Annotated in this window: 13 protein-coding genes; 9 read left to right on the top strand and 4 right to left on the bottom strand. The window is 35.4% G+C overall.

Annotated features, from left to right (window positions below; all coding sequences use genetic code 11):
* The first annotated feature begins 1 nt into the window (after position 1).
* The 7 genes from LY60_RS14720 to LY60_RS14690 all read left to right on the top strand — a co-directional run bounded on the left by LY60_RS14720 (position 2) and on the right by LY60_RS14690 (position 9097).
* Positions 2 to 1180 (top strand): pyridoxal phosphate-dependent aminotransferase, encoded by a 1179-nt coding sequence (locus LY60_RS14720; protein ID WP_145085535.1) that lies wholly within the window; start codon positions 2 to 4, stop codon positions 1178 to 1180.
* Positions 1164 to 2360: a Zn-dependent hydrolase gene (locus tag LY60_RS14715; RefSeq protein ID WP_145085532.1), complete on the top strand. Its 1197-nt coding sequence runs from the start codon at positions 1164 to 1166 to the stop codon at positions 2358 to 2360. Before LY60_RS14720 ends, LY60_RS14715 begins: the two co-directional genes overlap by 17 nt.
* Entirely contained in the window at positions 2350 to 3099 is a 750-nt protein-coding gene (locus LY60_RS14710) for an aspartate/glutamate racemase family protein (RefSeq protein WP_145085529.1), read from the top strand. Before LY60_RS14715 ends, LY60_RS14710 begins: the two co-directional genes overlap by 11 nt.
* Positions 3099 to 4502 (top strand): dihydropyrimidinase, encoded by a 1404-nt coding sequence (hydA, locus tag LY60_RS14705; protein WP_145085525.1) that lies wholly within the window; start codon positions 3099 to 3101, stop codon positions 4500 to 4502. The genes LY60_RS14710 and hydA overlap by 1 nt, the downstream gene beginning before the upstream one ends.
* Before the next feature lie 46 nt (positions 4503 to 4548).
* A complete protein-coding gene (locus tag LY60_RS14700) occupies positions 4549 to 5928 on the top strand; it encodes a sigma-54 interaction domain-containing protein (protein ID WP_145085521.1) in 1380 nt (459 codons plus the stop codon).
* A 187-nt stretch (positions 5929 to 6115) separates the two neighbouring features.
* Entirely contained in the window at positions 6116 to 7648 is a 1533-nt protein-coding gene (locus LY60_RS14695; protein ID WP_145085518.1) for a Na+/H+ antiporter NhaC family protein, read from the top strand.
* Between the two features lie 24 nt (positions 7649 to 7672).
* Positions 7673 to 9097 carry an amidohydrolase family protein gene (locus LY60_RS14690; RefSeq protein WP_145085515.1) on the top strand — a complete coding sequence of 475 codons (1425 nt, stop codon included), beginning with the start codon at positions 7673 to 7675 and terminating at the stop codon, positions 9095 to 9097.
* Between the two features lie 235 nt (positions 9098 to 9332).
* Here the strand turns inward: LY60_RS14690 and LY60_RS14685 are convergent, their stop codons facing one another.
* The gene (locus tag LY60_RS14685) at positions 9333 to 9797 is read right to left on the bottom strand and encodes a hypothetical protein (protein ID WP_145085512.1); all 465 of its coding nucleotides are present in this window, start codon (positions 9795 to 9797) and stop codon (positions 9333 to 9335) included.
* A gap of 160 nt (positions 9798 to 9957) precedes the next feature.
* Here LY60_RS14685 and LY60_RS14680 point away from each other — a divergent pair, with 160 nt between their 5' ends.
* On the top strand, positions 9958 to 11691 hold the full coding sequence (locus tag LY60_RS14680) for an aminotransferase class V-fold PLP-dependent enzyme (protein WP_145085509.1): 1734 nt from the start codon (positions 9958 to 9960) through the stop codon (positions 11689 to 11691).
* Here LY60_RS14680 and LY60_RS14675 read toward each other — a convergent pair.
* From LY60_RS14675 to LY60_RS18070, 3 genes are all read right to left on the bottom strand, one after another.
* Positions 11684 to 12706 carry a PLP-dependent cysteine synthase family protein gene (locus tag LY60_RS14675; RefSeq protein ID WP_332459412.1) on the bottom strand — a complete coding sequence of 341 codons (1023 nt, stop codon included), beginning with the start codon at positions 12704 to 12706 and terminating at the stop codon, positions 11684 to 11686. The two genes, LY60_RS14680 and LY60_RS14675, sit on opposite strands and share 8 nt — an antisense overlap.
* 104 nt (positions 12707 to 12810) lie before the next feature.
* Positions 12811 to 13623: an alpha/beta fold hydrolase gene (locus tag LY60_RS14670; RefSeq protein ID WP_145085506.1), complete on the bottom strand. Its 813-nt coding sequence runs from the start codon at positions 13621 to 13623 to the stop codon at positions 12811 to 12813.
* 217 nt (positions 13624 to 13840) lie between these two features.
* A complete protein-coding gene (locus tag LY60_RS18070) occupies positions 13841 to 14014 on the bottom strand; it encodes a hypothetical protein (RefSeq protein ID WP_170226252.1) in 174 nt (57 codons plus the stop codon).
* A 354-nt stretch (positions 14015 to 14368) separates the two neighbouring features.
* Here LY60_RS18070 and lplA point away from each other — a divergent pair, with 354 nt between their 5' ends.
* Positions 14369 to 15337, top strand: coding sequence for a lipoate--protein ligase (gene lplA / locus LY60_RS14665; protein WP_145085503.1), 969 nt, complete (start codon positions 14369 to 14371; stop codon positions 15335 to 15337).
* Positions 15338 to 15340: the final 3 nt, after the last annotated feature.

Genomic DNA, 15340 nt, shown 5'->3' with positions numbered 1-15340 from the left:
TATGATTACTATTTCAGACAATACAAAGGCAATTAAACATTCAAAAATAAGAGATATGTTTAATAGATCTTTAAAGTATGACAATGTTATTAGCTTTGCAATTGGCGAACCTGACTTTACAGCCTCAGAAGAAGTTGTACTTGCAGGTTGTAATGCAATAATAGAGGGAAAGAGCAAGTATTCTGAAAACACTGGCATTATGCCTTTGAGAATGACTATTTCTAATTATCTCTATAATGAAATAGGAGTTGAATATGACCCAATATCAGAAATTACTGTAACTACCGGTGCAATGTGTGGAATTTATCAGGTACTTAAAGTAATGCTTAATCCAGGAGATGAAGTTATAGTTATAGAACCATATTGGACTAATTACATACAGCAGATTATTATGTGCTATGGAGTTCCAATATCCATACCTGCAGATACTATAAACGGTTTGCAACCTGATATAAAAAAAATAAGGTCATCAGTTACAAATAGGACGAAAGCTATAATTATTAATTCACCTTGTAATCCAACGGGAATAGTGTTTAGTAATGAAATAATTAAATCAATAGCTGAGATTGCAAAAGAAAAAGATATTTTTATTATATCTGATGAAGTATATAAACATATTATATTTGATAATCTGCAATATAAAAGCATAGCAAGTTTTGAAGATATGAAAAAACGAACATTGGTAGTTGATAGTTTTTCTAAGACTTATGCAATGACGGGCTGGAGAGTAGGTTATGTTGCTGGCCCTCAACAAATCATTTCAAATATTACGAAACTTCAAGAAAATATCACTGCATGTGTGTCTATGCCAAGCCAATACGCTGCAATGGCGGCTCTTAATGGTACAAGAAATCATTTGAATATGATGATTTCATGTTATAAAGAACGAAGAGATTACATATCAAAAAGGCTTGAATCAATGCCAGGAGTAAGCTATAAGAAGTCATCTGGAACTTTTTATGCTTTTATATCGATAAAGGGCACGGGTTTGTCTTCTGAAGAATTTTCAATCAGGCTTCTTGAAGAAAAGCAGGTGGTTGTAGTACCGGGAACTGCTTTTGGCAACAGTGGAGAAGGATACATCAGAATTTCGTTTGCTACTTCCATGGAAAATATTCAGAAAGGAATGGATCTTATGGAAGAATTCATAAGAGGTATAAAACATGTCAATAAACATTAACCGACTGATGAATGATATAAATGAACTTGGTAAAATCGGATATGTAGACGGTATTGGAACAACGAGACAGGCATATAGCAAAAGTTTTTATGAGGGCAGAAAATTTGTTGAAGTACTTATGAAAAACGCCGGTTTAAAAACAAATATTGACAAAATAGGAAATCTCACTGGTTATCTCGAAGGAAGATGTAATGAAAAAATCATCGCTATGGGCTCACATATTGATACTGTATTAGGGGGAGGTATATTCGATGGAGCTCTTGGAGTGCTTGCTGCAATTGAAGTGGTACGAGCTATGAAAGAAGCAGGGTATAAAAATAGTCATCCAATAGAAATAATTGCATTCAATGAAGAAGAGGGAAATGTAATTGGCGGGACATTTGGAAGCAATGCTTTTATAGGCGCAGGTTTTGATAGCGTTATGCTTTCTAAGATGACAGCACAAGGATTAACAAAAGAGGATTTTTATGATTCGAAGAGAAGCAGTGATAACTACAGATGCTATTTGGAATTACATGTAGAGCAGGGTGGTTGTCTAGAAAATCAAGGAGTTGATATTGGAGTTGTAAGTGGTATCGTAGGAATTCTTAGATATAAGGCAACTGTTATAGGTAAGTCTAATCATTCAGGAAGTACTCCAATGAATTTGAGAGATGATGCATTAGAAAAGACGTGCAGAATAATAAGTGAGATGATGGAAGCTGTAAGGACTTTTAGCGATACGATGGTTTGCACTGTAGGAACTTTGAAAGTGATGCCTGGTGAGGTTAACGTTATACCAGGAACTACAGAATTCATAATTGAAATGAGAGATGTAAATCTTGATAACGTATTAATAATTATTGATAAAATTCAAACAAAATGGTGTGAAAGAGGCTTTTTTGTTGAAGAGTATATTAAACAAGGTGAAACCTTTTGCGATGAAAAATTAATGAAAATAATTGAAAACAGTACACGTAAAATTGGATACTCTTTCAAGCATATTATAAGCGGAGCTGGTCATGATTTGATGAATATGGCAAAATTTACACCATCCTCACTTATATTCATTCCAAGCCATATGGGAATTAGTCATAACATAATGGAATTTTCAAAAAAAGAAGATATTTTCAAGGGAGCAAGGGTGCTTTATGAAACATTAATACAGATTGATAAGGAAGGTAGAATTAATGAAAATTAAGTTAATTAACCCCAATACTACACAGTCTATGACAGATGGCATCAGAGAAATGGCTAAGAAGGTATGTAGGACTGATACGGAGATAATCGCAGTAAGCTCTAAAACAGGGCCAGAGAGCATTGAATGCTATGTTGATGAATACCTTGCAATTCCAGGTGTAATAGAAGAAGTTAGGAAAGGAGATCAAGAAGAGATGGTTGATGCTTTCATTATTGCGTGCTTTGGAGATCCTGGCCTTCAAGCGGCAAGGGAAGTTACGGACAAACCAGTTCTTGGCATCGCTGAATCTGCAATTACTACTGCAAAGTTCATAGCACCATACTTTTCAATAGTATCAGTTCTAGATAGATCTAGAAAAGTGACCGCTGATCTTATTGAAAACTATGGTGCGGAAAAGTTTTGCAGATCAATCAGATCAACAGGTATGTCAGTTCTTGAGTTTGGAAGTAACTATGAAAAAGGATTACTCGCACTTGAAGAGCAAAGCAGAATGGCTGTTGAAGAAGACGGTGCTGAATGCATACTTCTAGGTTGTGCAGGATTTGTGGATTTTGTTGATAAACTAAGAGAAAAACTTGGAATCCCAGTCCTAGACGGTATAATGCCTTCTGTAAAGTTTGCTGAAGCACTTGTTGAAATGAAAGTGAAAATAAGTAAATGCAATACTTTTAAATCACCAGAAAAAAAACTAGTAATAGGCTATGATAATATTATAAATATAGAAAGGTTAATGAAATAATGAGAACACTTATTAAAAATGGCACTATTTTGACTGCTGAGAATGAATACAAGGGAGCTGTACTAATAGAAAATGAAAAAATTATAGCTCTGGGATTGATTAATGAATGTAAGGCTGACAAAATTATTGATGCAACAGGAAAATATGTGATGCCGGGTGGAGTGGATCAACATACTCATTTTTCAGCTCTTTGCAATGTAGGAAATAAAGACACGGCTGGATATGAAACAACTAAATCTGCAGTAGTAGGTGGTACTACAACTATTATAGATTTTGCCCCTCAGGATCCATGGAAAGGACTTATAGAATCAATCGATTACAGAATTAACGTACGAGCAAAAGGAAAAGCATGTGTTGATTTTGGACTTCATGCCATGGTTACATATCTTATGGATAGCATTTTTAATGAAATAGATATGCTTCCTGCAAAAGGTATTTCCAGCATAAAAATCTTCATGGCCTATAACGGTTCACCTCTTCATGTAGATGATGGATCTTTTTTCAAAATACTTCAAAAGGCTAGAAATGTTGGCGTAACTGTTTTTGTACATGCTGAAAACGGAGAAATTATAGACTTTTTTAGAAATGAATGCATAAAAAATGGTCAGACAGAACCAAAATACCATTATATATCAAGACCACCATTCACTGAAGCAGAAGGCGTTAGAAGAGCTATTTACTTAGCATCACAGACAGATACCCCCCTATATATCGCTCACATGACATGCAGAGATGCTCTTAAAGAACTGCTTGAAGCAAAGGGTAAAGGAATCAGAGTAAGTGCAGAAACATGTACCCACTATCTAACTAAAACTAAGAAAGCGCTTGATAATCCTGATTTTAATGAAGCAGCAAAATTTATATGTTCGCCTGCCTTAAGAGATGATGAGGATTGCATTGCATTATGGAAAGCTCTTTCAAAAGGTCTTCTTACTGCAGTCTCTTCTGACCACTGCGGTATCGATTTGTCTGAACTTAAACAAGCAGGCAGAGATAATTTTACTAATATCCCCAATGGTTCTCCGGGTGTTGGGGATAGAATCCACATGGTATGGACTAATGGTGTTGTGGCAGGAAAGATCAGCAAACAGAAATTTGTTGAGGTAATATCTACAATGCCAGCAAAGATTAACGGCTTATATCCTAGAAAGGGAACTTTAGAAATCGGCTCAGATGGAGATATAGTAATTTTTGACCCTAGTTATAATGGAACAGTGAAGCTTGATGACAACCCTAATGGTGTGGATTATAATGTTTATGAAGGCAATAAACAGATAGGACGAGTTGAAACAGTATTGTTAAGGGGAAACGTTGTAGTTGAAAATGCAAAGTATGTAGGTGAAATTGGAATGGGAAAGTATATTCCTGCTAAAATGTTTGCATACTGTTATGATTTATGCTAGACTTTTTGGTAAATAACAGAATTTGTAAGAGTGGGGGGTAAAATGGATGGGTAATATTAATATTTCAAAAATGCTCAACATATATAACTATTTTGATGGAGTAATAATAACCGATGAAAAAGGTGTAATTAAATACTATACCAATTTCAGAACTGACTTATACAACCTTCGACTTGACGAAGTAATTGGTAAGACTATCATGGAAATACATCCTGAAATAAAAGAAGAAGATAGCACAATTATGAATGTGTTAAAAACCAAAAAGCCTATATATGACCATATCGAACATCTTACCACTCTTCATGGTGATAGTGTAACAAATGTATGCAGTACCCTTCCTATTATGCAAGGTGGACGTATTGTTGGTGCTATTGACTTTTCAAGGTGTATTGATGATGAATTTCATAAGAACATTGAACGAAGACAGATTGTTATTCCTAATATTTCAACTAAAGATGAAAAGCTGTACAATATAGAAGATATAATTACAACTTCTAAGAAAATTAATGAAATAAAAAAAATGATACCGATGATAGCCAGTACTGAATCAGCCGTAATGATATATGGTGAGACAGGTACAGGAAAGGAAATGATTGCTCAGAGTATTCACAGTTCAGGACCTAGGGCTTCAAAACCTTTTGTTTCGCAAAATTGTGCTGCAATTCCGGACACGCTTTTAGAAAGTATAATGTTTGGTGCTACAAAGGGTTCATTCACAGGAGCCGAGGATAAAGCTGGATTATTTGAAATAGCTAATGGCGGAACCATATTTCTCGATGAAATCAATTCCATGAGTATGGTTATGCAGGCTAAAATACTTAAAACTATAGAGGAAAAAAAGGTTAAAAGAATTGGAAGTAATGAATTCATGACTTTTGATGTAAAGGTTCTCTGTGCTCTTAACCAAGACCCAATAAAATGTATGAAGGAAAATATTATCAGAGAGGATCTTTTTTACAGACTAAGTACAGTTCTAATTGAGATTCCGCCTTTAAGAGACCGAATAGCTGATATTCCTTTCATGGTAAATTATTTTATTGGCTTGAATAACTTGAAAATGAACAAAAATGTAATGGGTGTTTCCAGTGAAGTTATGGAGATTTTATGTAATTATAATTGGCCTGGAAATGTAAGAGAGCTTAAAAATATTGTTGAAGGTGCATTTAATGTTATAGGATCAAACATTATCAATATAAAGGACCTTCCTGCATATATGTTCAATCTCTTTGAAAAAGAGCATAAAACTCTTCTTAAAATCGATGATAATCTTAGCTTGGAAGACAAGGTATATGAATATGAAAAAAGAATTATTATCATGGCTCTGGATTCTACCAAGAATATTACTCAAGCAGCAAAAAAATTAAAAATATCAAAGCAAACGTTGAATTATAAGTTACTTAAATTTGGACTGAAAAGTAAAAGGTAAAAAGAAAAAGTAAAAAGTAAAATATTTTTTACTCAATAAGTAAAATAATTTTGTTTTATTAAAATGACAGTGGCCCTTAAGTTGTTGAAATGGGTGTAATATAGAAATTCATAATATTGGCACAACTATTGCTATTTATAATAGTAAAATTAGCCAGACATAAGTCTGGTAGATAAGGAGAATATGTATGGAAAATGTTTTCGGTATTTTATGTTTACTCCCTCCAGTTGTTGCCATTGTGTTTGCATTGATGACAAAACAAACAATCTTATCATTATTTGTAGCTGTATGGGTTGGAGCAACTATGCTCAATGGTTTTAATCCTGTAGTGGGATTTGTAGCTGTCTTCAGAGATTATTTTATCCCATCAATTGCAAGTGAATGGAATGCAGGTCTGTTGCTGTTGGTAACACTTTCAGGGGGACTTGTGGCTATGCTAAGAGTAACAGGTTCGGCAAACGCTTTCGCTAAAATCGTTACAAAGAAAATCAATAATGCAAAAAAAGGTCAGATTGTAACAGCCCTTTCAGCATTTATCTTTTCTTATACTGAACCTTGCCTAATTCTTGGCACAATAATGAGACCTGTAACAGACATGGTAAGGGTTTCAAGAGCAAAGCTCGCATACATTCTTGACTCAATGGGATGCAACTTAGCTGCATTTTCACCAATTTCTAGCTATGGTCCTTTTATTGTAGGACTGATTTCTGCTGAACTTTTAGCAGGAGGGTTAACCGATAATGAATGGTCAATATGGCTTCATATGCTTCCATTCAACATATATGGATTGTTTGCTATGTTGACTGTTATATTGGTAGCAATATTTAATCTTAATATAGGACCCATGTATAAAGAAGAATTAAGGGCAAGAAAAGAGGGAAAACTTCTTGGTGAAGGCGTACAGCCTCTAGTTCCTGAAACTAAGGCAGAGCTTCCAGAAGGATATGAACCTTCAATTTTGAATTTTGCAATTCCAATGATTTGCTTATTTGTGTCATTGTTTTCAACAATTTTCTGGACTGGCAATATTTCAGAAAATGGTTTGAAAGAAGCATTTCTAAACGGAAATATGACCCTTGCAATTAGCATGGGTTTCGTTGGAGGTGCAATTGGTGCTGGTATTGTAGGTGTTACGACCAAGTTATTTTCAATAACTAAGGCATTTAATAATTTCGTAGATGGAATGGCCCAGTTAATTTCAGTACCATTTATACTAATTTGTGCATGGTCGGTTGGAAGCATTACAGGACAGATGCAAGTTGGTGTATATCTAGCTAGTGTTGTTGAAAATTACTTAACGCCAGGTTTAGTTCCGGTTATGATATTTGTTTTTGGTGCTGCAATTTCGTTTGCAACAGGTTCATCATGGGGTGTATGGTCAATTATGATGCCAATAGCTTTTCCTATGGCAATCGCGTTTAATCTTCCATTTGCGTACGTAGTAGGTGCAGTAATAAGTGGTGGATTATTTGGAGACCAATGCTCACCTATATCTGATACAACAATTCTATCTTCAACAGGAGCATCATGTAATCATATAGTTCACGTTCAGACGCAACTTCCATATGGACTTACTGTAGGAATTTCGGCGGCAATAGGATTCCTGTTCGGTGGATTGACTGGACTATATGCATTGAGCATTCTGATTACTGCAGTTATCTTAGCATGTGCACTGCTTATATTTTCAAAGATTACAAGTAAACAAGAAGTTATTGCATAAATAATATTTATTGGAAGGTAGAAAATGAAGAAGGTAGATATGATCGTGAAGGCACCTCATTTTTACACAATGAAAGGAGAAGGTGTCGGGTATAAGACTGATGTTGCAATGATTGTCGACGGCGGAAAAATTATTGATTTTATTGATAGCAATAAAGTCAATACGGAATATTCAGCTGAAGAAGTATTAGATTTGAAGGAACATGCCATATTTCCGGGGTTTATCGATGGACACATGCACACTGCATGTAATGTAATGAGAGGGCTGGCACAGGATACTAATAATTGGATGATGTTCGGACTGCAGCCTTTTGATAATGTAGTGACTAATGTGGAACGTGATGCTGGCAGTGAGGTAGCAATTATTGAAGCTGTAAAGGCAGGGACAACTACAATTGGTGACTATGAATTTGAAATGAACAATGTATGCAAATTCATTGATAAAGTTGGTGCAAGAGGCAATATTACTCAAAATATAAGAGCTGCAACAAGAAGAGTATATAAGACGGGTGAGCTCTATGAATTTGATGATGAGCAAGGCGAAAAGGCCCTAAAGAAAAATATGGAGCTTTATGACAAATGGCATAACAAATCAGATGGAAGGATTAAAATTCTATTTGGACCTCAAGGGGCTGATTTTGTTAGCCCAGAAATGCTGCTCAAAATTCAGAAGATAGTAAAGGAAAAAAATACAAAAATCCATATGCATGTTCAGCAAGGCGATCGTGAGACATATCAAATAGTCAAACGCTATGGCAAAAGGCCTACTGAATTTTTAAATGATCTTGGATATCTTGATAGTAGTCTTATTGCAGTACATCTTACTGATTGCAATGATGATGAAACTCGAATTATTGCAAAGAGTGGAGCATCAATGATAGTAAATCCTGCTTCAATTGGCATCATTGATGGAATTGTATGTCCCAGCGTAGTATTTCAGGAAAGCGGCGGAAAGGTTGCTCTTGGTTCTGATCAGGCATCAGGGAATAACTGTCACAATATTATACATGAAATGAAGAATGTATGTGTTTTTAATAAGATTAAATATGGCAATCCTGAAATAATGCCTGCATGGAGAGCATTGAGAATGGCCACAATCGAAGGTGCTCAGGCAGTTGGTCTTGGGGAATCAGTGGGTTCTTTGGAAGTAGGAAAACAGGCCGATTTCATTGCTATAGACCTTAATTTCCCATCAATGCAGCCGATATACACTTATCCCATGAGAAATATAGTTCCTAACCTAGTATATAGTGCCAGAGGTTGGGAAGTTGATCTATCGGTAGTAAACGGAAAAATAATAATGCAAAATCAAAAGCTTATAAATGTCAATGAGGATGAAGTGCTTTCCAAAATCAAAAAATATCCTGATGGAATAGGCAAAAGAGCTTCTAAAGAGTTTTTTGAAATCAACGGAACAAATTCAAAGTTCATGAAAGAAGGCAAGCTGTAACAGCTGAGTACTATTAGGGACAGCTATTAATTAAAGTTTATACACTGTAAAAATAATTGTCACAGCACACGACAAGTAAATCGTAGCTGTGACTTCTTTATTAGACTACATAAAGTATATTGTTGTTGTTACCATTAATACAATAAATTTATGTATTTACTAATAAGTGGCAATCACAAATCCGTAGTAAAACCAGAAATGGATTGCCACTCTTATTTTTTTAAGTCAATGTAAACTATACATAATTTTTATCGCTGTTAATAAATTTTAAATATGCCGAATCTGGTGCGATGTCACATTTGCCGTATTTTTTTAAGGCTTTTACATAGTTTTCATCCTTCAACCTTTCCAGCGAAGCATTGATTTCATCCCTATAGTCCCAGGGCCTGAGTACTAACACATAAATCAGGAATACTGCTGAACCAGCCTTCAAAAATACATCAAAACTTATAGACCCAACAGCAATCAAAGCTACGGCTGAACCTATTGCAAAACTAATAAGAATGCACCATGCAATTGCACCTATTGTTTTAGGAAGGAAGTCTGAAGGTGACATTAGTGCGGGTTCCCTGACTGAAGTATCATAATACGTATTTAAACAGCCTGGACATTTCCTTAGAGGACTGCCAAGTTTATTGTAATAACTCTCCACATTGAAATTTGCCTTGCACTGGGGACAATAAAAAGCTCTCTTTGCCAATTGAACATCACTCCTTTTACAATCATTATAAAATTAGTATAAAATAAAAGCAATAGCTGAAAAAATAAAATAAGGGTGGGTTATATCAAATTTTTTTCTAGATATGAATATAATTACCTCTACAGTTAATTATAAAAGCATATAAAATGGAGGAGATATTATGAGCATATCATTTGAAACATTAAGAGACGAATTGATTGGGTATGGATATAAATTCAAGACACCCTATGGTGAAAGAGTAATGACTTATGCAGATTTTACTGCTTCTGCACGTGGATTAAAATTTATGGAAGAATATCTGGCAGATATTCAAAAATGCTATGCAAATACCCATACAGAAGATGACATGACCGGAGAGGTTATGACTAAAATACTTCACAAGTCACTTGATATTATTAAGAAACATTTCAATGCCGAGAAAAATTGTATTGTAATACCATCAGGAAACGGCGCTACGGGAGCCATTGAATCTTTCGCTAAAATTATGGGTATTTATATTCCGCCTGCAGCCAGCAGAAGAGTTGACAGCATAATAGGTAACTATTTTAAAAACAACAAGGGTCTTTATGATCTTGTAAATGAATCAGAAGAATGCAAAAAACATATGCCTGTGGTTTTCATCGGTCCTTACGAACATCACTCCAACATTCTCATGTGGAAGGAAGGGTTGGCAGAAACAGTGGAGATTGAACTTGATATAGATGGTAAATTTGACATGGACAATCTCAGAAGGAAAGTTTCTGATGAAAAGTATAAGGGCAGACTGAAAATAGGTTCTTTCTCAGCAGCATCAAATGTAACAGGCGTTATCACTCCTGTCTATGATATTGCCAGAATAATGCACGAAAACAATGGTTACGTGTGTTTTGACTACGCTGCATGTTCGCCCTATGTTGAAATAAACATGAACAAGGGCAGCGATGAATTTCTGGATGCCATATATGTAGCTCCCCACAAATGGCTGGGAGGCACAGGTGCTTCAGGCTTGCTTATCTTAAATGAAAGGCTTTATGACAGCAGCATTCCTCCCACAGTTTCAGGAGGCGGAACAGTATCTTATGTGAGTGCATATGCTCACGATTATATCAGCAATCCAGAATTAAGAGAAATGGCCGGAACTCCTGGAATACTGCAGTTGTTCAAGGCTGCACTTGCAATTGAGCTCAAGGATTTGACGGGAACAGAAAAAATAGAAGAAAAAGAGAAGTATAATACAAAAAAGGTATTGGATAGATTAAAGTCAAATCCTAACATTGAGATACTTGGACCTGCAGATGAAAACAGAATGCCTATATTTTCAATCAAGATTAAGCACAGTGATAAACTTCTTCACCCAAGGTTTGCTGCTAAACTCATAAATGATTTGTTTGGAATTCAAATGAGAGCCGGATGTGCATGTGCTGCTCCTTACGGCCACAGACTCATGAAAATCAGCGAAGAAAAATCAAAGGCTTACAGGCAGTTTATAAAAGACGGGGTTACATCAATAAAACCTGGATGGCTAAGATTTAACATTCATTATGTAATGACTGAAGATGAGGTTGAGTTCATACTAAACGCTGTTGAGTTCACAGCACAGTACGGATACTTGTTTTTAAATGAATATGAGATGGATTTAAAAACAGGGAAGTGGAGCCATACAAATTATAAGGATTCATATGACATGGTGGATAGCTTTGGAATAAAAGAAAGCATTAAGTTTATCAGCAAAAAAAATAAAATAAACTCCACGGAAATACATCAGCTTTCCGAAGAATTTGGCGCATATTTGTCGGAAGCAAAGACTCATGCAGATAGATTATCAAAAGAACCTGACAACTTCAAGACACTTGATGAGGGCAGGTTCTATGGCCATGGATGGTTTTATTTTGTAAACTTGAAAGACGTTACCTGATGGCTCTAAAACCCATCAGTTCTATATGAGGAGTCATGTGTGCGGGCTTTTCCTCTTGACTTTCCACTAATTCAGTTGACAGATATTTCTTGTTGTCATCAGCAAATACTGTTACAACAATGGAATCCTCACTGCCAAGAATGTCCTGAGCTTTCAGTGCACCAAGAAAGTTTGCACCGGAGGAAATGCCTACACCGATTCCCAGCTGTGAAGCAAGCTTCCTTGCCATATTGATGGCATCACCGTCATCAACGGTAATAATGTCATCAAGTTCATTAAGTTTTACAATTTCGGGAATGAAGTCATCGCCGATACCGGCGATTCTGTGAGGACCGAATGACTTACCGTCTGTTGTCATTAATGGCGAGTTTTCCGGTTCTAACGGAAATGCCTTACAGTCTGGATATATTTCCTGAAGAGCTTTCTTTATACCCATTATGGTGCCACCGGTGCCGATTCCGGCCACAATGCCATCAGGCTTCTTTCCAAATTCAGCAAGTTGAGATAATATTTCTTTCCCGGTTGTTTTATAATGGGCGTCAACGTTGACTGGATTAGAAAATTGACATGGCAGACATATACCATTTTCTTTCCCCATGTCAGAGGCCATTTCAATACAGCCCTTAAAACCTCCGTCTTCCTTGGAAACTGATGTTACAGTTGCCCCATACTCCTTCATGAGAATAAGTCGCTCACGGCACATCCAGTCCGGCATGAATATTTTAACAGGATTGCCAAGATACACTCCAATTGCTGATATGGAAATCCCGGTATTGCCGCTTGTTGCTTCAACAATTGTATCACCTTCTTTAATGGTTCCGTCATCATAAAACTGCTTCATTATGTGAAGGACAATTCTGTCCTTTATGCTTCCTGTAAAATTGTAATACTCAGCTTTGGCATATACCTTTCTTTCAGTTCCTCTGTAACGGAGAGAAATTTCAAGCAGGGGAGTGTTATTTATCATAGCAGAAATTCCATTGAACTTTTCCTGCATTATTTTGCTCATTGTCATAAAAATTCCTCCTTTATATACTGTTAGTATATGTTGTCTTTAGGATTTTTACACAGGAATAAAATGCAGGTATTTATTATTGCTTTTTAAGTTCACTACTTTGCTTATTTTTCAATAAATTTCATCAATTCTTCATTGAACTTTTCATGTTCATCATAGAAAGCACCATGACCGCTGAATTCAAACGGCAACAAAATAGAATTTTTAATTCCATAGTGTTGCACTTCGCCTAATTCAAATGGAACAACTTTATCATGAATTCCATGTATAATTAACGTAGGTACTTTTATAGACTCTATATCATAAAATAATTGTTCTTGTAACCAAGTATTTGCAATAGCAGCAGTTGACCATCCAGCCGCTTGCAGCCCCAATTGAAGGAACCATTCATTAAATGGTTCAGATGTGTGCTGAAAGAAAAAAATCTCTCCGAAACCTCTAAGCATTTTGGGCCGATCATTATAAGTGCCTTCAATTATGTCCGTGACTACATTTTTTTCTATACCATATGGAAAGTTCGGCAATTTTACTAAACTCGGGGCTGCAGCAGCAAACAAAGCAAGCTTTGACACACCATAGCCGGTATACCTGGACATATATCTTAGTGCAATTGCTCCACCTGTGGAGTGACCTGCCAATACAAAATCCTGCAGCTTCAGAGCCTCAACGATGCATCTCACATCATCAGCTAAGCGATTGTAATCATAACCATGCCATGGTTTGTCGGATTTTCCAAATCCTCTTTGATCTATTCCAATACATCTGTAGCCTCTCCTCGGCAAAACATCAAACTGATACTCAAACAAATCATGGCTGCCGGGCCAACCGTGCAAGAATACAATTGTCCTTTTGCCCTCCGGATTAAGATCCTCAACATATAAATTGACATTCGGTTCAACACTTATATAATATCCCATAATACCTCCAGATTGAATGGTTTTATTGATATAGTATTCATTTAAATGTTGAATATGATTAATGATTTTATTCTTACAAGCGGTGTTAAACTAACTTGAATTGAATTAATACTTGTGAATAATAGAAAGTAGGAGCACAATCTAGGAGTTTTTTATCACATAAAATAACTAAAGGACGGGATTCAATTCCCGTCCATAGTAGACCAACATATAATAACTATCTATGACAATGATGGCCATTGTTTTCTTCTAATGCATCTTCAAGCAATTCTTCTAAACACTCGAAAACACATTCGCAGTCGCAGTGACGATTTCTGCCAGTGCCAGCTACATTATTCCTATGGCAGCAATGATGATTGTTTTCTCCAAGCACATCTTCAAGTAATTCCAATAAACATTCAAAAACGCATTCGCAGTCACATCTTCTACCAGTTGTACCAGCAACATTACCATTATTTCTATAACCCATAATATCACCACCTTTGATGTAAGTTCATTTTCAATATATTACATAACACGTAAGGTGTGATAACTTGTCTTATTTGAAAGTACTTTATATGGATTCAATGGTGTAACTGTATAAATATTGGAAATTATTGCGCCAATAAAATGTTCGTGATATAATAAAACAATTTTAACCTTGCTCAATCAGTTTTCGTATTAGTTAACAGGAATTCATTCTTATCTTGAAAAGATAGATTGAAGAAAGAACATAAAAATTGTACTTATCAAGGAGCGTAAATTAATGAAATACATAGAAAGTATTAGTGATGATGTATATTTTAATCTTGCCTTAGAGGAATACATATTTAATAATTTAAAAGATGATACATATTTTATGCTGTGGAAAAATCATAACAGCATTGTTTTAGGAAAACATCAGAATGTCTTTGAAGAAATAAATATTAAGGCAATAGAACAAAACAATATTAAAGTAGCCCGAAGAAATACAGGAGGCGGTACTGTTTTCCATGACAGGGGAAACTTAAACTACTCAGTAATTACTGATTACGATAAAAATACATTCATTGATTATGATCAATTTATTATACCGGTAATAAATGCCCTGAATTCAATAGGAGTTAAAGCTGAAAAAAGAAGAACCAGCGATATAGCTATTGACGGTAAAAAAATTTCAGGAAGTGCTCAAACAATAAAAGGCAACAGGGCATTACATCACGGAACACTGCTCTTTGATGCAGATTTAACCATGCTTCATGACTTGTTAAAAACTACTGAAGGAAAAATTGAATCAAAGTCAGTGAAGTCAGTAAGGAGCATTGTTACCAATATTAAGGATCATCTTAGAGATGAAATTAATATAGATGAGTTTCAAAGATTATTGATTAATACAATGTTTTCTGGCAATGCAGGAAAATATGAAATAAATGAAGAACAAATTGAAACAATACAGGAACTTGCTGAAAATAAATATTCGAAATGGGAATGGAACTTTGGTGCCTCACCGGATTTTTCCTATGAAAAGGAAAGTGAAATTCTCGGTGATAAAATCAATGTGAAATTATATGTTAAAAAAGGTGTTATAACAAACTGTTATGTTCAAGGAAACAATATTCCGTGTAATGATTTACAAGAACATATTACCGATTCTCGTTACAGTTACATGAATATAGTAAACAAACTTAAGGAAATTAGTTCTCTCAAAAATATGAAAAATTTAAATTATGAAGAATTAGCTGATTGCTTTTTCTAAAGG

Origin of the sequence: Sedimentibacter saalensis (assembly GCF_007830175.1) — a bacterium.
Lineage (GTDB): Bacteria > Bacillota > Clostridia > Tissierellales > Sedimentibacteraceae > Sedimentibacter > Sedimentibacter saalensis.
Note: the sequence above shows the minus strand (reverse complement) of the source record. Positions and strands in the feature narration are given on the sequence as shown.